This is a genomic window from uncultured Subdoligranulum sp. (assembly GCF_963931595.1).
Lineage (GTDB): Bacteria > Bacillota > Clostridia > Oscillospirales > Ruminococcaceae > Gemmiger.
The window spans coordinates 579,637-599,202 of sequence record NZ_OZ007030.1 but is presented as its reverse complement, the minus strand read 5'-3'; the positions used below and the strand labels follow the sequence as shown (position 1 = coordinate 599,202).

General features: G+C 62.6%; 13 protein-coding genes and 1 tRNA gene. 3 read left to right on the top strand and 11 right to left on the bottom strand.

Annotated features, from left to right (window positions below; genetic code table 11):
* Positions 1–19 precede the first annotated feature (19 nt).
* The 9 genes from ABGT73_RS02855 to ABGT73_RS02815 all read right to left on the bottom strand — a co-directional run bounded on the left by ABGT73_RS02855 (position 20) and on the right by ABGT73_RS02815 (position 12,112).
* Positions 20–2,419: a hypothetical protein gene (locus tag ABGT73_RS02855; RefSeq protein ID WP_346668330.1), complete on the bottom strand. Its 2,400-nt coding sequence runs from the start codon at positions 2,417–2,419 to the stop codon at positions 20–22.
* A 43-nt stretch (positions 2,420–2,462) separates the two neighbouring features.
* Entirely contained in the window at positions 2,463–3,515 is a 1,053-nt protein-coding gene (locus ABGT73_RS02850; RefSeq protein WP_346668329.1) for a glycosyltransferase family 1 protein, read from the bottom strand.
* The gene (locus ABGT73_RS02845; protein ID WP_346668328.1) at positions 3,512–4,666 is read right to left on the bottom strand and encodes a glycosyltransferase; all 1,155 of its coding nucleotides are present in this window, start codon (positions 4,664–4,666) and stop codon (positions 3,512–3,514) included. The genes ABGT73_RS02850 and ABGT73_RS02845 overlap by 4 nt, the downstream gene beginning before the upstream one ends.
* A gap of 26 nt (positions 4,667–4,692) precedes the next feature.
* Positions 4,693–6,105 carry an undecaprenyl-phosphate glucose phosphotransferase gene (locus ABGT73_RS02840; protein ID WP_346668327.1) on the bottom strand — a complete coding sequence of 471 codons (1,413 nt, stop codon included), beginning with the start codon at positions 6,103–6,105 and terminating at the stop codon, positions 4,693–4,695.
* A gap of 112 nt (positions 6,106–6,217) precedes the next feature.
* Positions 6,218–7,213, bottom strand: a complete 996-nt coding sequence (locus tag ABGT73_RS02835; RefSeq protein ID WP_346668326.1) for a WYL domain-containing protein — start codon at positions 7,211–7,213, stop codon at positions 6,218–6,220.
* Between the two features lie 161 nt (positions 7,214–7,374).
* Positions 7,375–8,373 carry a GGGtGRT protein gene (locus ABGT73_RS02830; protein ID WP_346668325.1) on the bottom strand — a complete coding sequence of 333 codons (999 nt, stop codon included), beginning with the start codon at positions 8,371–8,373 and terminating at the stop codon, positions 7,375–7,377.
* A gap of 20 nt (positions 8,374–8,393) precedes the next feature.
* Positions 8,394–9,095 carry a hypothetical protein gene (locus tag ABGT73_RS02825; protein WP_346670301.1) on the bottom strand — a complete coding sequence of 234 codons (702 nt, stop codon included), beginning with the start codon at positions 9,093–9,095 and terminating at the stop codon, positions 8,394–8,396.
* Between the two features lie 129 nt (positions 9,096–9,224).
* The gene (locus ABGT73_RS02820) at positions 9,225–10,889 is read right to left on the bottom strand and encodes an O-antigen ligase family protein (protein WP_346668324.1); all 1,665 of its coding nucleotides are present in this window, start codon (positions 10,887–10,889) and stop codon (positions 9,225–9,227) included.
* A 68-nt stretch (positions 10,890–10,957) separates the two neighbouring features.
* Entirely contained in the window at positions 10,958–12,112 is a 1,155-nt protein-coding gene (locus ABGT73_RS02815; RefSeq protein WP_346668323.1) for an MFS transporter, read from the bottom strand.
* A gap of 105 nt (positions 12,113–12,217) precedes the next feature.
* Between ABGT73_RS02815 and hisS the strand changes: the two genes are divergently transcribed.
* A complete protein-coding gene (hisS, locus tag ABGT73_RS02810) occupies positions 12,218–13,465 on the top strand; it encodes a histidine--tRNA ligase (RefSeq protein ID WP_346668322.1) in 1,248 nt (415 codons plus the stop codon).
* 159 nt (positions 13,466–13,624) lie between these two features.
* Positions 13,625–14,590 (top strand): DUF4349 domain-containing protein, encoded by a 966-nt coding sequence (locus tag ABGT73_RS02805; RefSeq protein ID WP_346668321.1) that lies wholly within the window; start codon positions 13,625–13,627, stop codon positions 14,588–14,590.
* A gap of 86 nt (positions 14,591–14,676) precedes the next feature.
* Here ABGT73_RS02805 and aspS read toward each other — a convergent pair whose 3' ends face one another.
* Complete coding sequence (gene aspS, locus ABGT73_RS02800) at positions 14,677–16,464, bottom strand: aspartate--tRNA ligase (RefSeq protein ID WP_346668320.1); 1,788 nt, start codon at positions 16,462–16,464, stop codon at positions 14,677–14,679.
* A gap of 184 nt (positions 16,465–16,648) precedes the next feature.
* Here aspS and ABGT73_RS02795 point away from each other — a divergent pair.
* Positions 16,649–16,724: transfer RNA gene (locus ABGT73_RS02795), tRNA-Lys, on the top strand.
* Positions 16,725–17,056: 332 nt separating this feature from the next.
* Here ABGT73_RS02795 and ABGT73_RS02790 read toward each other — a convergent pair.
* On the bottom strand, positions 17,057–19,420 hold the full coding sequence (locus ABGT73_RS02790) for a phosphoketolase family protein (RefSeq protein ID WP_346668319.1): 2,364 nt from the start codon (positions 19,418–19,420) through the stop codon (positions 17,057–17,059).
* Positions 19,421–19,566 lie beyond the last annotated feature (146 nt).

Genomic DNA, 19,566 nt, shown 5'->3' with positions numbered 1-19,566 from the left:
GGACCTCTCTTTCTTGCCTTTACATCCAGAACTGAACCAGACGGTTCACCGTATAATACAGCGACGGGTTCATCCCCTGCAGCCAGGGTTCCATCGCAAACAAAGTGCAGAAACGATACACAACGCTCCACGCCAGGGCTGCCGCCATACCGATGCGCAGCACCGGCAGCAGCGAGACGGCCAGAGCCTCGCCCCCCGCGGCCCGCCGGGCCAGGGTTGTATCAGCCAGCAGCCAGCAGATCGCCGCGCCCAGCAGCAGCACCGGGCTGTAATCCATCAGATACCGGTAGAGCACGCCGGCCATCTGGCAGTCCACCACCGTAATCAGCACCATGGCCGCCACAGAACCGTAGACGATGGCCGCCGCGCCCCGGCGGCGGTGCAGGCTGCGCCGTGCCAGCGGCAGCGCCGGCAGCAGCAGCGCCCAGGTAAAGGGGGTGGCTGCCAGCATGCCGCCGCAGAATTTTTCGCTGATGGTCAGAATGACCGCATTGGTGGACACATCGGTCTCCTGCAGATAGGGAAATACACTCTGCAGACGGGGCAGATCCAGCAGGCTGGTGAAAATCGCCGGACCGATGCGCACCACATTGAAGCCGCGCTTGGTCATATCATTGCCGGTAATATTGTAGGTGGCACCGAAATCAAAGGGAGAACCAAAGCGGGCATAGTTATACCACATCAGGCCCGCGGCCACCACCACAACGGGCAGCAGGAAGGCCACCGCCTCCCGCACGCCGGCACGGCTGCGCAGCCGTCCGTGGACGATGTAGCGGTTCCAGAAGATGGGCAGCGCCAGCAGGGCGAACAGTTCCATCTGGGGACGGCACCCGGCCACCAGTGCCACACACAGGCTGCCAAAGACAAGCCGCACCGTGAGCACCCCCCTGTGGTTGACCGGCGTACTGGCGGCTGCCAGCCAGAGCCACAGCCCCAACATCAGCAGGGCTGCGCCGCACAGGATGGCGTACTCATAAATATAGGGGCGGATCAAGAGCGAATACAGCTGACTGCCCAGCACCAGCGCCGCCACGCAAAGCAGGTAGGCAGCGGTTGATGCCTGGGGGAACCAGCGGCGCACCACCTGGCTCAAAATTCCGTAGCAGCTGATCAGGAACACCAGGCCCAGGATCACCATACAGGGGGCATAGGCCAGATTCTGGATGCCGGTAATGGCTTCAAAGGGAAGCTGGAACAGCAGACAGGGCACAATGCCGAAATAGACGTAATACCGCCCGTTATAAAAGGCATGGTCCCAGCGGCCGCCCTGGATGTTCAGCGCGTCTCGGGCGGAGGCGTCGTAGGGGTTGTCCATGGCCAGCAGTTCCGCGGGCGGGTCCTCCTCCAGGTCGAGGCGGCCGTTGAGCAGGCTGTGGGCCAGCGCGCCGTACTGCTGGTAGACAAAACTGACGGTGCTCTCCCCGTCCCAGAAGCCGGTGTTGTAGGTGGCGGTGGCCAGCCCGGAATTGCCGGGTTCCCAGAAGGGTACCACCACCACAAAGGCCGCCAGAATCAAGCCCAGCACGGTGGCGGCGGCGCGGTCACAGAGGTTGCCCGCCAGCCAGCGGCGCTGCCACAGTCCGCTGCGGGGCCGCAGCAGATAGACGCTTCCGAAGAGCAGCCACAGCGCGGCGAACCGCAGCAGGGAAAACTGCAGCGGCCGGGGCATGTTGGCCGTGATGCCGGTGACGGTAAAGGCCACCGGATACTGGGCATAGGTGCTGGTGTACCCGCTGGCCTGCAGCACCAGCATGCCCACGTTGCCGGTCAGGTCCAGGCTGATGGTGTGGGTGCGCGCCGCCTGGGGCGCCACTTCCCAGCTGCCGAAACGGACCAGCTGACTGTTGGCCTCGTCGGTGCCCTCCACGGCAAAGGTAAAGGCACTGTCCGCGTGGAGCGGGTCAGTGTCGTCGTTGGTGAGGTTGTCCAGGTGAAGGTTGTAGACAGGCCGGTCCACGTCGAGAAAACGCAGGTAGGTGCGCCCCTCCTCCAGGGAGATGGTTCCGTTGCCCCGCTCCACATTGACGTTGGGGTCCAGATAGTCCATGAGCTGGAACGGCTCATAGCTGTGGGTGTTGAAGTAGGTCACATTGCAGACAAACAGTTCCGTGCCGGCCGCCAGCACTGCCAGCAGCGGCAGCACGAACCTGGCGCCCCGGCGTCCGAAGTGGCGGAGCCCTGCTGTGCAGAGCCCTGCCCAGCCGGTCATGGCCGTGAGGGCCGCCAGGCGGAACCCGTCAAAGCCCACCGTGATGCCGGGGCGGTGGTAGGCGCACAGCGCAAACAGCCAGACCACCAGCCAGAGGCCGATGGTCCAGCCCAGATCCCGTCCCCGGATCTGCTGCCCGGCGAGGCCCGCCGGCAGCAGCCCGAAGAGCAGCGCCATCAGCGCCGTCGTCAGCAATGCCGCAATGATCATACCGATTTTCTATCCTTCCCTTTGGGTCCGGCGAACCAGAAGATTACTGCGCCGCGTACCGTTTGATCTGTTCCAGCCAGAAGGCCGCCGTCTTGTCCCAGCTGTACTTTTCCAGCACTTTGTCGGGCGGAGCCACCGGCTGGGCCGCCAGGGCGTCCAGATCCACCTCGTAATCGTAGGGGTCAAAGTAGCGGGCGGTGTCGCCGTACAGTTCCGGCAGGCAACTGGCCCGGGCCAGGGCGATGGGCGCCCCCAGGGCCAGCGCTTCCAGCGGCGGAATGCCGAAGCCCTCGAAAACAGCCGGATGGAGAAACAGCTTGCAGTTCTGCATCAGCGCCGCATTCTCGGCGTCGCTGACATAGCCCGGATAAAACACGTTGGCCGTGTCCCTGGCCTCGGCATCGTCACCGAAGGCCCGCAGGTCCTTGCCCCCCGCCACCACAAAAGTCTTGTCGGGATTGCGGCGGGCCACCTCCCGGATCCACTTGAAGTTCTTGTGCTTGGCCAGACTCCCCAGGGCGTAGAAGTATTCCCCTTTCGTCACGCCGGGCAGCTTGTCGAAGATGCTCTCGTCAGGGGTCACCTGCTTCATGTGCTCCCAGCCGTTGTAGGTCACCCCGATCTTGTCCAGGGGAATGCCCAGCTTGTCGCTGATGAGCCGGCGCTGGTCCTCACTGACGGTGTACACCTTCTGGGCGAACCATTTGGTGGACAGGCAGTGTACCCAGAACTTGAACCGGAAAAAGCCCCGGTCGGTATCCATCACCAGCGGGCGGATGTCGTGCAGCACCACCACGCTGCGGCGGGTCATGAGCATATCGCTGGCCAGCCCCACAAAGAAGGCGTGGTTGCGCCGCAGATAGGCCGGCAGCACCGCCATGTTGTAAAAATACTTCACCGCCTTGAGGGGCACCAGCCGGATGTTTTTCAGTTCCGGCAGGTGGATGGGACGGCCGTCGTCCCGGTAGGCGATGCGCACATCCAGGCCGGTCCCCTCCAGCAGGGTGTCCAGCCGGGTGACCGTCTCATACACGTAGCGCGGGATGCCGGTGATGTTGTCGCACAGCACGGTGCCGTTGATGACAATGGGGTTCAATCCATTTCCTCCTTCTGCCAGTGGGAGCAGTCCAGCAGTTCCTGCTGCCAGTCTGCCATGCGCCGGGCGCAGTATTCTCCCAGCTCCTTCTCAAACCGCGCTTCGCTGAAAGAGCGGCTGTGTTCCCGGATCTCTTCCTTGGTGTAGGCCACGCCGTCCCGCTCGAACACTTCGATGCAGCGCATCAGGCTGTCGGGCGTCTGCTCGTGGAACCAGTAGCCGGTCTTGCCGGGCAGCACTGTCTCGCAGGCGCCGCCGCGGCCGTAGGCCAGCACCGGCGTGCCCGCCGACTGAGCCTCCACCGGCGTGATGCCGAAATCCTCCTCCCCGGGGAAGAGGAACGCCTTGGCCCGCAGGTAGTACCCGCGCACCTCCTCGTCGCTGAGGCCGCCGCCCTTGAATTCAATGGTGGGCCCGGCCATGGCCTTGAGCTTGCCCTCCTCCCCGCCGCCGCCAATGACGACGAGCCGCTTGCCCAGCTTGGTGCAGGCGGCCACCGCCAGGTCCACCCGCTTGTACCAGGTCAGGCGGCCCACCACCAGATAGAAGTCCTCCTTCTTCACGAAGGGTGCCTCATTGATGTGGCAGCAGGGATAGATCACGTCGCTGTCCCGGCGATAGTACTTTTTGATGCGCTGGGCAATGTAGTGGGAGTTGGCGATAAAATAATCCACCCGGTCGGCGGCACACTTGTCCCAGACACGCATCTTGTGGATCTGGTGGGGCATGACGGCTTTCACCAGCCAGTTGGCGTTGTCCCGGTAGGTGTAGTAGAAATCCCACACATAGCGGGTGGGCGTATGGCAGTAGCAGATATGTACCGCGTCCGGCCGGGTGATGACCCCCTTGGCGCAGGAGGACGAGGAGGACAGCACCAGATCATACTCCGACAGGTCCAGCGCCTCGAAGGCACCGGGCATCAGCGGCAGCAGATTTTTATAAATCCGGGTGGCAAAGGGAATCCTCTGCACCCAGGTGGTGCGGATGTCGTAATCCTTGAACCAGGCCGGCATCTTCTTCTCGTCGTAGACCAGCGTATAGATCACTGCGTTGGGGAACACATGGTGCATGCAGTCCACCACACGGTCGGCTCCGGCATAGGCCACCAGCCAGTCGTGTACAATGGCAACTTTCGGTTCTGTCTTGCTCATAAACTCTCACCCGGTTTCCAGTGGGATCACTGTATTTTTTCGTCGTTGATCATCTTGCCGCCGAACACCGTGCGGAAGATGATCTTGATATCCAGCGCCACGGTCCAGTTCTCGATGTACCAGATATCATAGCGGATGCGCTCGGCAATGTCGGTGTCCCCCCGCAGGCCGTGGATCTGCGCCCAGCCCGTGCAGCCGGGGCGGACCTGCTGCCGCACCAGATACCGGGGGATCTCCTCCTTGAAATGCTCCACATGGAAGGGCACCTCGGGGCGCGGTCCCACCAGGGACATATCCCCTTTCAGCACGTTGAAGAACTGGGGCAGCTCGTCCAGGCTGAACTTGCGGATCAGGCTGCCGAACCGCGTCTTGCGGGGATCGTAGTCGGTGGACCAGCCGGTCTGCTGTTTGGCGTTCACCCGCATGGAGCGGAACTTGTACATCATGAAGGGCTTCTTGTTCAGCCCTACCCGCTCCTGCCGGAAAATCACCGGCCCGGGGCTGGACAGCTTGACGCCGATGGCCGTGACCAGCATCACGGGGCTGGTCAGCACAATGAGAATCAGGCTGCCCACAATGTCCAGTCCGCGCTTGACGGCGGCGTTGAGGATATTGTCAAAGGGGGTCTGCCGCACATTGATGAGTTTGCATTCGTCCAGCACGTCGATGGTGGGACGGGCCGGCAGATAATCACTGTAAAAGGGCACCATGGTGATGCGGGTGCCGTGCTTGTCGCAGGCGGCAAAGGTGCGGGGCAGCATCTGGATTTCGTCGGCTTCCAGCGCTACCACCACCTCGTCAATGCCGGGATTTTCCAGGCACTCATCCAGCTTGTCGTAACCGCCGAAGTAGGGCACCCCCAGCCCCGGCTCCTCCAAAGGCGAGAGATACCCGTCCACCGTGAAACCATAGTAGGGGTTGTGTTCCAGTGCCCGCAGGTAGAGAGCCGCCGACTTGCCGCCGCCCACCAGCAGGATATGTCGCAGCCCCAGCCCCCTGCGGCGGCGGGCACGGTCATACCAGCGGCGGATCAGCCGCTTGATGACCACCAGAGCGGTGGAGAAGCAGTAGAACAGGCCCAGCACCACACGGGAGTAGTCGTCCAAGTGCATCAGATAAAGGATGAAGACAAAGCCCAGGATGCCGCCCGCATTGATGATGGCTATGCGGGTGCAGCGCACCGAAAGGCCGCGCATCCGGGAATTGTTGTAGATGCCCGCCACCCAGTAGACCAGCACCAGCACCAGTGAGGTGACCGTACCGGCCAGCAGGTTGCGGGGATCCTGGGCTACATCCAGTGCCGGCCCGGCGCCGCCCGGCTCAAAGAAGCGGACATAATTGAAGCGCACATAGTTGGCCAGCAGAAAACCGGCAAACAGCAGCACCGCATCCAGCAGGCCGCTGAGTATGTTTTTGTATCGTTGGTTCTTTTCCAGCACCGGAGGTGCCCTCCTTACGAGATTGGTTGCCGACCGCCGGGGCGGTCCTTCCTGCCGCTGCCACGCGGGGAGCGTATCATATCAGCATACCATATTTTGCCCCGGTTTGCAATCAGCGATAGAGCTCCTGCAGCCGATCCAGCGTCTTTTTCATCTCGGCGCGGACCTCCGGCGGCCCCGCCACCACCACGCCGGTGCCAAAGCCCGCCACCCAGCCGAAGAACTGGGGGCTGACCTGGATTTCCACCGTCATGGTAAAGTGTTCCCCGTCCTCGCAGGGATTGAGGATCGGCCCGGTGCCGAAGCGGTCGATCATCGCCCCGGCAAACCGGTTTTCACACAGCAGCGTCACCTTTTTCAGCGGGCCGTTGAACATGCCGAACATCTGCTGCATGTAGGTGTTCACATCAAACTCGGCGTACTCGGCGGCACCTTCCCGCTTGCTGCCGGCCAGCTGATGCACATTCTGCATCTTGTCCACCCGGTAGTGCTTGAGGCGGCCCTCGGTGTAGGCGATGAGATAGTAGTTGCCGTTCTCCCACACCAGCACCCAGGGACTGACCTGGTAGAGCTGGCCGTCGTGGCGCGGCACCATATTTTTCTCCATGCTCCACTCGCAATATTTGAACTGGACCTGCTCCCCCGCCGTGATGGCCGTGTGCAGCGCGTCCACCGTGTAGAGGATCTTCTCGTCGGTACTCTTGATCCGGCCGCTGACCAGCACTTTACGGTCCAGCTCCGCCTGGCGGTAGCGCGAGGTGAACTGTCCCAGCTTGTCGATCAGTGTCTTGGATTTCCGGGCCGTGATGAACTTGCTGGCGTAGACGGCATCCACCAGCAGTTTGAGTTCGGCCAGCTCAAACAGCACATCGGTCATATAGTAGCCGCCGCCGCGGCCGCGCAGCTGCACGATCTCGTAGGGGGCATCGGGCAGGCTGTTCAGGGTGTTCAGATCGCCGTAGACACTCTTGCGCTCGGCCTCAATGCCGTGTTCCTGCAGCTTTTCCACCAGCTGCGGCACGCTCAACGGATGCTTTTCGTCCGTCTCCCGGGCCAGGATCTCCAAAAGGACAAGCAGTTTGCGTTTTTGACCTTCTTTGCGTGGCATGGCACACCCCTCCCGCATTTTCACATATACAGTCCTATTATACACCCTGCATCCCGCCGGGGCAAGTATTGCACAAGAGTTTACAAATCTTTCAAAAGCAAAAGCCGCCGCCCGGCGCAGAGCCGGGCGGCGGCCAGTCAGTATGCAGTTTACAAAGGAGATCAGGCGTTGGCCTGAGCAGCGGCAACCGCGCAGGCGACGGTCATGCCGACCATCGGGTTGTTGCCGGCGCCGATCAGACCCATCATCTCAACGTGGGCAGGCACGGAGGAGGAGCCAGCGAACTGGGCATCGCCGTGCATACGGCCCATGGAGTCGGTCAGACCGTAGGAAGCGGGGCCGGCAGCCACGTTGTCGGGATGCAGGGTACGGCCCGTGCCGCCGCCGGAAGCGACGGAGAAGTACTTCTTGCCGTTCTCGATGGCCCACTTCTTGTAGGTGCCGGCCACCAGGTGCTGGAAGCGGGTGGGGTTGGTGGAGTTACCGGTGATGGAAACCTCAACACCCTCCATCTTCATGATGGCAACGCCTTCCAGAACGTCGTTGGCGCCGTAGCACTTGACGGCAGCGCGCTCGCCATCGGAGTACGGAGTGGTCTCGACAACCTTGACCTCGCCGGTCTTGAAGTCGAAATCAGTCTTGACGTAGGTGAAGCCGTTGATACGGCTGATGATCATGGCAGCGTCCTTGCCCAGGCCGTTCAGGATAACACGCAGGGGCTCCTTGCGGACCTTATTGGCGGTGCGGGCAATGCCGATGGCGCCCTCGGCGGCAGCGAAGGACTCGTGGCCGGCCAGGAAGCAGAAGCAATGGGTGTCCTCATGCAGCAGCATGGCGCCCAGGTTGCCATGGCCCAGGCCGACATGACGCTGCTCGGCAACGGAGCCGGGCACGGTGAAGGCTTCCAGGCCCTCGCCGATGGCGGCGGCGCAGTCGGCGGCGCTCTTCAGGCCGCGCTTGACAGCGATGGCGGTGCCCAGGGTGTAAGCCCAGACAGCGTTATCAAAGCAGATGGGCTGAACGCCGCGAACGATCTTGTCGCAGTCGATGCCCTTGGCAAGGAGCATTTCGTTGCAGGCGTCCAGAGACTCGAGGCCGTTGGCTTTCAGGCACTCGTTAATTTTGGGCATCCGGCGCTCTTGGGATTCAAAAGTAGCCATAGTATCTGTTCCTCCCTCTCTTATTCTTCACGCGGGTCGATCCACTTGACAGCACCCTGCTCGGCGCTGAAGCGGCCGTAGGTACCGATGTTCTTCTCGTAGGCGGTCTTGGGATCGGTGCCGTGACGGATGGCGTCCATCATCTTGCCCAGGTGGACAAACTTGTAGCCGATGACCTGGTTGTCCTTGTCGAGAGCGGTCTGGAGGATGTAGCCCTCGGTCAGTTCGAGGTAACGAACGCCCTTGGCCTTGGTGGAGAAAATGGTGCCGGTCATGCTGCGCAGACCCTTGCCCAGGTCATCCAGGCCGGCGCCGATGGGCAGGCCGTTCTCGGAGAAAGCGGTCTGGCTGCGGCCGTAGACGATCTGCAGGAACAGCTCACGCATGGCCACGTTGATGGCATCGCACACCAGGTCGGTGTTCAGCGCTTCCAGAATGGTCTTGCCGGGCAGGATCTCACCGGCCATGGCGGCGGAGTGGGTCATGCCGGAGCAGCCGATGGTCTCGACCAGGGCTTCCTCGATGATGCCGTTCTTGATGTTCAGGCTGAGCTTGCAGGTGCCCTGCTGAGGAGCGCACCAGCCCACGCCGTGGGTATAGCCGCTGATGTCCTCAATTTTATAGGCCTTTACCCATTCGCCCTCTTCGGGAATGGGCGCGGGACCGTGCTTGGGCCCTTTTGTGATCGGGCACATGTTATTGACCTGTGCGGAGTATTCGATCATAATTTTCTCTCCTTTGCATATTGTTAGGCTTTTCACAGCTAAGTTTATTATAAAGGGTCGCCGTGCGTTTTGCAAGATGTTAGCAAAAGCTAACTCCTTGTTTTTTCGCCCGTTTTCCCCTTTTTCTCAAAACAGGAACCCGAAGATCACCCGGGATGCCGCGCCACACACCGCCATCATCAGGATGGCCGCCGCAGCGGGCGGGGCCCACAGCCGCACAAGCCCCGGGGCGGGCTGTGTTTCCGGCTTTGCCTTTTTCCCTTTACCGTGGCGGGGCTTTTCGGCGGGGTGGTCCTCCGTCTCGGGCGGACGGCAGAAGACCGTCAGCAGTGCAAAGAGCAGCATCACTTCGGGGAAGATCATGGACACCCGGATGGACACGATCGCGTGGGCCAGGTAGCTGACCAGGGCCAGCGTCATCGGCGCCACGCCGGGCCGCAGCCAGTTTTTGGCAGCACACCGCAGGTGGGAGACGGCAAACCATACCCAGGCCGCCAGCCCCAGCAGCCCGGTGGTGAGCAGCTGTTCCAGATACTCATTGTGGGCCGCATAGAAGGTTTTCATCCGCTCGGTCACATCGCTGCCCGCCCAGGCCATCATGGCGGTGTGCATCATGCCGGTACCCACCCCGAGGATCTTGCGCCACAGCGGCTGATCCAGCCAGGTGCTCCAGGTGATCCGCCAGGCGGTGCCCCGGTAGGTGCCCCAGTCGTCGTTGATGACCAGGATGTCATCCAGCCGGCCCAGACTGGGGAAACCCGGCCAGAAGTTGGCCAGAGCGTAGAGCAGCACGATGGCGGTGACAGCCACCGCCGCCACCACCCGGCCGGCCTTCCAGAGGGGGATCTCCCGCCCGTGCAGGCCAAACCGCAGTACCGCCCACAGGATTGTGCAGACGGCCAGGCCCTCCAGCCCCATGTGGCCCAGCGCCGCCAGCATGGGTTTGCCGCCCTGGGTATACACATGGGTGCGCATGTACTGCATCCATCCGGCGTGGAAGAAGAAGAAGGCGCCGATCACCGCCATCCGCCGCAGCGTGCGGGTGGTGAACATCTTCTGGCAGATCAGCACCAGCACCGCCGCGCCGATGCCCAGGGCCAGGCCTTCGGCATCCACCACCGCCAGAGCCAGCCCGCCGAAGAAGGCCGGCACGCCATAGAACAGGGTATGCCGTACCCCGCGGGCCACCAGAAAGGCATAAAAAACCAGCGGCAGCGCCAGGGCCATGAAGCCGGAGTTGAAATTTTTCTGTCCCAGTGTGGAGAAGAACTGGGCCCGCTCCACCACGGCCGTGTTGGCGTAGGTGCCGATGAGGTCAATGTTGAAGATGTTGAGCACATAGAGCACCGTGACGATGGCGGTGGTGATGCCCACACAGAAGGTCAGGCCGTTCAGGATGCCCTGGGGGGCAAAGGCGCGCACCGCCAGGTAGCCGGCCGCCGTGAACAGCACCATCATAAGGCCGCCGTAGTAGCCGCCCAGCCCCCAGAAGGAGGCCGTGGGCGACAGGGACCCGGCCGTGGAGACCAGCGTCGTCAGCACGAAGGCCCCCAGTGACCAGAGAGTGGTGTCCCGGGCGGGCAGGCGCCCCGGGCGGGGCACGGCGCCCACCAGGGCCAGCGCCCCCAGCCAGAGGCAGAACGCCCAGGAGAGGGTGCATACGCCGGTGAACTTGACGACGCCCAGGTTGGAAAATTTATCGATGTACAACGGGTAGACGCAGAGCACCGCCAGCAGAAAGGCGGTGGCGGAGCGCGCTGCGAGCTGCCGCAGCTGTTGGGTTTGCTGCATGGGTCCTCCTTTGGAATCGGTTGCAAAAAGGGATAACTTATATAGTGTACACGTTCCAGCGCTCCATTTCAAGATTTTGCCACAGGTTTTACAAGACGTACACAGAATAACCCCACCAGGGCGCAGCCTCCCGCCAGCCAGTGCCGTGCCGACAGCGGCAGAGCCTGGCTGCCGAGATAGCTCAACAGACTGCCGGCGCTCATGCCCAGGGCAATGAAGCCGTAATTGACCCCCGCATGGCGCAGACCGAACAGATCGGTGTTGAGGGCGGGCTGCACGGCGGCACCGCCCGAGTAGAAGAAGGTGAGCAAGGCATAGGAGGCCAGCACCCAGCCTTCCCGGGCAAAGGCGAACCAGGCGGAACCCGCCGCCAGGCCCAGGTAGACGGCGTACAGCACCCGCTTGCGGCCCCAGTGGTCGCTGCCCGCCGGGCAGAGCAGCCGTCCCGCCGCGCTGGCCGCCGAACCCAGCACGATGCTGAAGGGCACAAAGTTTTCCGGCAGGCCACGGTCGGCGGCGATGGTGTAGATTTCGGGGCTGAAGAGCAGCACCGGCGGGGCGCTGAGAGCCACCGCCGCCATGCAGAGTTTGTACTGGGGGGTGCGGATCATCTGCTTGCGGTCCAGTCCCTGTAAGGCTTCCCCCTGCCCTGCGGCGGGCGGGTCCTGCAGGATGGCCGCGCCGCTGCCGCAGACCGCCAGCATCAGCAGGCCCAGCGCCGCGAAGCAGACCCGGACGCCCCAATGCCCGGCCACCAGACGGACAAACAGTGTATAAAATGCGCCGGAAAGTCCCATGGCCACCCCGGTCACGCCGGTGGCCCATCCTTTTTTGGTCTGGTACCATTTCTGGGCGCAGGCCAGTACCGCCGGGGCCAGAAAGGCGCTGCCCACCCCCGCCGGCAGGCTGTAGGCCAGCAGGAAGAGGGGCGCATTGCCGGGCGGCACCAGGGCGGCGGCCAGGAATCCTCCCGCCAGCAGCCCGGTGCCCCACAGCCCGGCCGTGCGGGGGCCGCGGCGGTCCTGCAGAAGGCCGCCCGCCGCACAGCCCACGCCGTAGGAGGCCACCAGCACCGCAAAGACCAGCATGGCCTGCCCGCGGGACAGGCCGTACCCCTGCATGACCGGCCGCTGAAAGGCCCCCCATGCCGCCGGGATGCCGGTGAGCAGCTGTACCCCTGCCCCGGCCGCCAGAATGTACGGTCCACGGTTTTGTTTTTCCACAAAAGATCCCTCCCCTGCCCTTTCAGTATGGCCGGTTTGCATTGACAAAATGCGGCGGGAAGTTTATCATGATACCATTCTATAAAGTGTAAGGAGTCCTTCCCGATGAAAACCCAGCCGTTAAAAGGCATGCGCGATCTGCTGCCCCGTGAGCAGGCTCTTCGCGACTATATCCAGGGCCAGATCCTGGCCACCTACCGCGCCGCCGGTTTCCAGCGCATCTCCACCCCCATCCTGGAGGACATGGAGAACCTGGACAAGAGCGACGGCGGCGACAACCTCAACCTGATCTTCAAGGTGCTCAAGCGCGGCGACAAGCTGGAAAAGGCGCTGGCCACCGGCGACGAAAAGCAGCTGTCCGACATGGGTCTGCGCTATGACCTGACGCTGCCGCTCTCCCGCTACTATGCGGCCAACCGCAACGAGCTGCCCACCCCCTTCAAGGTCATCCAAACCGACCGCGTCTACCGCGCCGAGCGTCCCCAGAAGGGTCGCCTGCGGGAGTTTGTCCAGTGCGACATCGACATTCTGGGGGATTCCAGCCCCAACGCTGAAGTGGAGCTCATCGACGTGACCGCCCGGGCGCTGCTGACCATCGGCTTCACGGGCTTCACCGTCAACATCAATGACCGGCGCATCCTGCGGGCCATGCTGGAGAAGATGGGCTTTGCCGCCGAAGATCTGGATTCGGTCTGCATCAGCTTCGACAAGCTGGACAAGATCGGCGCCGACGGCGTGAAGAACGAGCTGACCGAGAAGGGCTTTACTCCCGAGGCCGTGGCGGCGCTGGACGAGTTCCTGCGCGTCGGTGACTTCAGCCTGGACACCGTGGCCGCCAAGGTGGACGACGAGGCCCTCACCGCCGATCTGCGGTATGTCATCGCCACCAGCGAGAAGATTGCCGGCGGGCGGTATGGCATTGCCTACGCCCCCAGCCTGGTGCGCGGCCAGGGCTACTACACCGGCATGGTGTTTGAAGTCACCTGCCCGCAGTTCAGCGGTGCGGTGGCCGGCGGCGGCCGGTACGACAACATGGTGGGCAAGTTCATCGGCCAGCAGGTGCCGGCGGTGGGCTTTTCCATCGGCTTCGAGCGGGTCTGCGGCATTCTGCTGGAGCAGGGCTACCAGATTCCCGGCGCCAAACCGCGGCTGGCGCTGCTCTACTGCAAGGACGCCGACTTCGCCGACGTGCTGGCCAAGGCCCAGACGCTGCGCGCCGACTACGACGTGACAGTACTGCCCCAGGCCAAAAAGCTGGGCAAGCAGTTCGGCGCGCTGGAAGCGGCCGGCTACGCCGCCGTCGCCTTTGCCGACAACGACGACCTCAAGCTGCTGGGACAGAAAGCGGACTAATCGCGGCTTTGTAATGAACAGGCTGAAGTGTTCAGTCTGTTCCTTTTTTGTTGCCATTTTGTTGGCAAGCTGTCATTTTCTGCGCCCGCTTTTTATGGTATACTGAAACCACAGAAGAAACGGTACGGGCTGTATGCCCTTGCGAGAGGAGGTTTACCGATGAAACGAAAAGTTTCCCGCCTGGGGGCCGCTCTGCTGGCCGCCTTCCTGCTGGCCGGCTGCGGCTCCAGCGGCGGCAGCGCCACCAGTTCCGCCGCCACCTACGAGATGAGCAGCGACGCCGCCATGGCCCAGGAGGCCGGCGGTGCCGAGAGTGCCCTGCTGCCCGAGGGTACCGCCACCGATGAGACGGCCCAGAAGATCATCTACCGCGCCACTCTTTCCCTGGAGTCCACCGATTTTGATGCTGCCCGGGACACCCTGCTGGCGGCGGTGGATGCCAACGGCGCCTGGCTGGAGTACAGCCAGCTCAGCGGCAGCGCCGAGGACCGCGACCGCCGCGCCAGCTACACCGTGCGGGTTCCGGTGGATAACTACAGCGCCTTCCTGGCCCAGGCCGGGGAGAGCGGCAGCGTTTTGAACCTGGAGGAGAACGCCGAGAACGTCACCAGCGACTACATTGATCTGCAGGCGCGGCTGGATTCCCTGGAGAACCAGCGCGACCGGCTCAACGAGCTGGCGGCCCAGGCGGAGACCACCGCCGACCTGCTGGAGATCGAGAGCCAGCTCTCCGACGTGCAGTACCAGCTGGAAAGCTACACCCGGCAGATGCGCACGCTGAGCGGGCAGGTCACCTACTCCACCGTGGACATCTCCCTGCGGGAGGTCGCCACCCTGACCCCCACCGCCACCACCTTCCCCGGCCGGTTGGCCGAGGCGTTCCGGGGCGGCTGGAGCGGCTTTGTTCTCTTCCTGCAGGGGCTGGTGCTGACGCTGGTCTACCTGTGGCCGCTGCTGCTTCTGGCGGTGATCGTGGTGCTGGTCGTCCGCGCCCTGGCCCGCCGCCATCGCGTCCGGCATCCCCGCCCTCCCAAACCGGCTTCGCCCCCTTCCGGTCCGGCCGCTTACGGCACACCGCCGGCCCCTTCCGCTCCCCCGACGGATGACACCAAACCCAAATACTGATACCATAGCAAGGCCCCCGCCATACGGCAGGGGCCTTGTCATTGTAAAAAGCCCTGTGCCGGCATGGCACAGGGCTTTTGTTCATATTATTCTTTTTCGGGCAGGGTCAGCGCAATGGACAGATCGGCCAGCTGCTTCTCGTCCACCACATCGGGGGCACCGCTCATGGGCTCGCCGGCGTTCTGCACCTTGGGGAAGGCGATGACATCGCGGATGGAGTCCTTCTTGAGCATCAGCATGACCATGCGGTCCAGGCCATAGGCCATGCCGCCGTGGGGCGGCGCACCGAACTTGTAGGCATCCATCAGGAAGCCGAAGCTGGCGCGGGCCTTCTCCTCGGTGAAGCCCAGGGCCTTGAACATGCGGTCCTGCAGGGCAGGATCATTGATACGCATGGATCCGCCGCCCAGTTCCACGCCGTTGAGCACGATGTCGTAGGCAACGGCATGGCAGGCACCGGGATCGGTCTCCACCTTGTCGATATCCTCGGCCTTGGGCATGGTGAAGGGATGGTGCATCGCCATCCAGCGGCCCTCCTGCTCGCTGTACTCGAACAGCGGGAAGTCCACCACCCACAGGAAGTTGAACTTGTCATTGTCGATGAGGCCGTGCTTGCGGGCAATGTCCAGACGCACCTGGCCCAGGGCCGTGCAGGCCTTGACCCAGTCGGCATCGCTGACCAGCAGCAGCACGTCGCCGGTCTCGGCGCCCAGAGCTGCATACAGGGCAGTCTTTTCCTCCTCGGTGAGGAACTTTTCAAAGCTGGAGGAGGTGCCGTCGGCGGTCAGGCGGCTGTAGGCCAGTCCCTTGGCGCCGTAGGTCTTGGCCACGTCGCCCAGCTTGTCGATGTTCTTGCGGCTCAGCTTGTCGGCCAGACCCTTGGCATTGATGGCACGGATGGTGCCCTTCGCCTCAATGACGGCGGCAAAGGGCTTGAACTCGGTGTGGGCAAACACCGAAGTCACGTCCTGGATCTCCAGGCCGAAGCGGGTGTCCGGCTTGTCGGAACCGAAGCGGCCCATGGCCTCGTCCCAGGGCATCCGCTGGAAGGGCGTCACCAGGTCGATGCCCAGCATCTCCTTCCACAGCCGCTTGAGCAGGCCCTCGTTCACCGTCATGATATCGTCCTCGGTGACGAAGGACATCTCCTCGTCCACCTGGGTGAACTCGGGCTGACGGTCGGCGCGCAGGTCCTCGTCGCGGTAGCAGCGGGCGATCTGGAAATAGCGGTCAAAGCCGGACAGCATCAGGATCTGCTTGTAGAGCTGGGGGCTCTGGGGCAGCGCATAAAAGTGCCCCGGCTGCACACGGCTGGGCACCAGATAGTCACGGGCGCCCTCCGGCGTGGACTTGATGAGGGTGGGCGTCTCGATCTCGGTGAAATGATTGTCGGTGAAGTAGCTGCGGATGATCTGCATGATCTTGCTGCGCAGCACGATGGGTTCATGCATGGAAGGACGGCGCAGGTCCAGATACCGGTAGCGCAGCCGCAGATCGTCGTTGACGTTGATCTCGTCCCGGATCTCGAAGGGCGGGGTCTGGGCTTCGCTGAGCACCCGCAGCTCCGAGACGTAGAGCTCCACGTCGCCGGTGGCGATCTTGTCGGTCTTGGAGGCGCGCTCCCGCAGCTTGCCGCGGCAGATCACCACATATTCGCTCTTGAGGCTCTCCGCCTTGGCGAAGACCTCCTTCGGCGTATCCTCGTCGAACACCAGCTGCAGAATGCCGGTGGTATCGCGCAGGTCGGCAAAGATAATGCCGCCCTTGTCGCGGGCACGGGCGATGGAGCCGCAGACGGTCATCTCCTGACCGGCATCGGCCAGGCTGACCTCCCCGCAGTAACGGGTACGGCGCAGGTTGCCCAAAGTTTCCATATTTCCATTCCCCTTTACGGTTTATATTCTAAAGATGTATTATACCGCGCCGCCATCGGTTTGGCAAGGGCGGCTGTGGAAAAGTGCGCAGATTTTTGCGGATTTGCAGGGAAAAACATCTTGACAAACCCGTCCGGCCTTGGTATACTATTAAGGCTGTAATTCACAGAATCTGCAGCAATATGTGCCCGTAGCTCAGTTGGTAGAGCATCTGACTTTTAATCAGAGGGTCCAGGATTCGAGTTCCTGCGGGCGCACCAAAACCTCACGTGAAAACGTGAGGTTTTTTCTTTTTTGTCGGCAAATCTCCGCGCCTGCACATTTTTGCACAGTTTCTGCACATCGCTCTGCCCCGCCTGTTCTTCGCTCATACGTTGCAGTTGTTGCATACACCCGTAAGGCGGCGGAGAGGAACGGTTGTCGCCGCGGGAAAGGCGTTCCTTTTCACCAAAATGAAAAACCGGGAGCCAAGCTCATTTAGAGATTGGCTCCCGGTTTATATTGGCAGCATCATGCTTTACGAAGGAAAGCGGGCCGGGTGAAGGATTTCAGGCCCGGTTCTTCCCTGACAGGCTGATTTCTGCAGCCTTCCTCAGGACTCCCACTTCCAGTCCAGGATCTCGGGCAGATCCTGGCCCACTTCGTGGATGTAGTTCTTGTGCTCCACCAGCTTGTCGTTCATCTCCTGGACCAGGTAGGCGCCGCGGTTGCCCAGCTGAGGCAGATGCAGCACCGCATCCTTAACCAGATGGAAGCGGTCGATCTCGTTCTGCACGCGCATATCGAAGGGCGTGGTGATGGTGCCCTCCTCCTGATAGCCATGGACGCTCAGGTTGCGGTTGGTGCGGTTGTAGGTCAGCTCGTGGATCAGGGTGGGATAGCCGTGGAACGCGAAGATGATGGGCTTGTCCTTGGTGAACAGGGCATCATAGTCGGCGTCGGTGAGGCCGTGAGGATGCTTGGTGGCAGGCTCCAGTTTCATCAGGTCAACCACGTTGACCACACGGATCTTCAGCTCGGGCAGCGCCTTGCGCAGTATGCTGACGGCGGCCAGCGTCTCCAGCGTGGGGGTATCTCCGCAGCAGGCCATGACCACGTCGGGTTCCTGGCCGGCGTCGTTGGAAGCCCACTCCCAGATGCCCACGCCCTGGGTGCAGTGCTTCACAGCCTGCTCCATGGTCAGCCACTGGGGACGCGGATGCTTGGAGGTGACCAGCACGTTCACATAGTCACGGCTACGGATGCAGTGATCGAAGCAGGACAGCAGGCAGTTGGCATCCGGCGGCAGATACAGGCGAACCACGTCCGCCTTCTTGTTGGCGATGTGATCCAGGAAGCCGGGATCCTGATGGGTGAAGCCGTTGTGGTCCTGCTGCCAGACGTTGGAGGACAGGATCAGGTTCAGCGAAGCAATGCTCTGGCGCCAGGGCAGCTGGTTGCAGACCTTGAGCCACTTGGCATGCTGGGCCACCATGGAGTCCACCACGCGGATGAAGCTCTCGTAGGAGGCGAAGAAGCCGTGACGGCCGGTGAGCAGGTAGCCTTCCAGCCAGCCCTCGCACATATGCTCGGACAGCATGGAGTCCATGATGCGGCCGTCGCTGGCCAGGAACTCGTCGCCGGGCACCGTGGTGGAGTTCCAGTCACGGTTGGTGGCTTCGAAGCACTTGTACAGACGGTTGGACATCGTCTCGTCAGGTCCGAAGATGCGGAAGTTCTTGGCGTCGGCGTTCAGGCGGAACAGGTCGCGGATGTAACCGCCCAGTTCGATCATATCCTGCTTTTCCACACTGCCGGGGGCGGGCAGATCCACGGCGTAGTCCTTGAAGTCGGGGGTGCGCAGGTCACGCAGCAGCTTGCCGCCGTTGGCGTGGGGGTTGGCCGCGATGCGGCGGTCGCCCTTGGGCGCCAGTTCCTGCAGCTCGGGGATCAGGGTGCCGTTCTCGTCGAACAGCTCCTCGGGATGGTAGCTGCGCAGCCATTCCTCGATCTGCTTCAGGTGCTCTTCCTGGTTGGGGGTGCCCACCGTGATGTCGATGGGAACCTGATGGGCGCGGAAGGTGCCCTCGATGGGCTTGCCGTCCACCACCTTCGGGCCGGTCCAGCCCTTGGGGGTGCGCAGCACGATCATCGGCCACTGGATGTGGCCCATCTCCTCGCCGGCGCGGGCGCGGCGCTGGATGTCGTGGATCTCCTCGATGACGGTGTCCAGCGTCTCGGCCATCTTGGCGTGCATCGTCATGGGGTCGTCGCCCTCCACGAAGTAGGGCTTCCAGGAGCAGCCCAGGAAGAAGTGCTCGATCTCCTCGTGGGTCATACGGCCGAAAATCGTGGGGTTGGAGATCTTGTAGCCGTTCAGGTGCAGGATGGGCAGCACAGCGCCGTCGCCTTTGGGGTTCAGGAACTTGTTGGACTGCCAGCTGGTGGCGAGAGGCCCGGTCTCGGCCTCGCCGTCGCCCACCGTGACCGCGGCGATCAGGTCGGGGTTGTCAAAGACAGCGCCGAAGGCATGGGCGATGGAGTAGCCCAACTCGCCGCCCTCGTTGATGGAGCCCGGGGTCTCGGGGGCCACGTGGCTGGAGATGCCGCCCGGGAAGCTGAACTGCTTGAACAGACGGCGCATGCCTTCCTCGTCACGGCTGATGTTGGGGTAGACCTCGCTGTAGGTGCCGTCCAGGTAGGCGTTGGCCACAAAGAAGTTGCCGCCGTGGCCCGGACCGGAGATCAGGATGAGGTCCTGGTCATACTTCTTGATAATGCGGTTCAGGTGCACGTAGACAAAGTTCTGACCGGGTACGGTGCCCCAGTGCCCGACAATCTTCTTCTTCACGTCGTCGCGGGTGAGCGGACGGCGCAGAAGAGGATTGTCCAACAGGTAGAGCTGTCCCGCTGCCAGGTAGTTGGCAGCACGCCAGTAGGCGTTGATGCGCTGGAGTTCCTCTTTGGAAAGGCTCATGGATAATTCCTCCTTTTATGTTTCCAGCCTTTTCAAACGAAAAGGGTCGCAGAAACTGTGATATATTGCGTCGGATCTCCGTCAGCGTGCAACAGGCAGATACCGGCCGGCCAGGCCCGGCATCTGCACACCACACGTCGATCCTG

Bases quoted from the DNA above. Each gene is read 5' to 3' on its own strand.
- ABGT73_RS02855 (WP_346668330.1), bottom strand. From the start codon at position 2,419: ATGATCATTGCGGCATTGCTGACGACGGCGCTGATGGCGCTGCTCTTC.
- ABGT73_RS02845 (WP_346668328.1), bottom strand. From the start codon at position 4,666: ATGAGCAAGACAGAACCGAAAGTTGCCATTGTACACGACTGGCTGGTG.
- ABGT73_RS02835 (WP_346668326.1), bottom strand. From the start codon at position 7,213: ATGCCACGCAAAGAAGGTCAAAAACGCAAACTGCTTGTCCTTTTGGAG.
- ABGT73_RS02830 (WP_346668325.1), bottom strand. From the start codon at position 8,373: ATGGCTACTTTTGAATCCCAAGAGCGCCGGATGCCCAAAATTAACGAG.
- ABGT73_RS02820 (WP_346668324.1), bottom strand. From the start codon at position 10,889: ATGCAGCAAACCCAACAGCTGCGGCAGCTCGCAGCGCGCTCCGCCACC.
- hisS (WP_346668322.1), top strand. From the start codon at position 12,218: ATGAAAACCCAGCCGTTAAAAGGCATGCGCGATCTGCTGCCCCGTGAG.
- ABGT73_RS02805 (WP_346668321.1), top strand. From the start codon at position 13,625: ATGAAACGAAAAGTTTCCCGCCTGGGGGCCGCTCTGCTGGCCGCCTTC.
- aspS (WP_346668320.1), bottom strand. From the start codon at position 16,464: ATGGAAACTTTGGGCAACCTGCGCCGTACCCGTTACTGCGGGGAGGTC.
- ABGT73_RS02790 (WP_346668319.1), bottom strand. From the start codon at position 19,420: ATGAGCCTTTCCAAAGAGGAACTCCAGCGCATCAACGCCTACTGGCGT.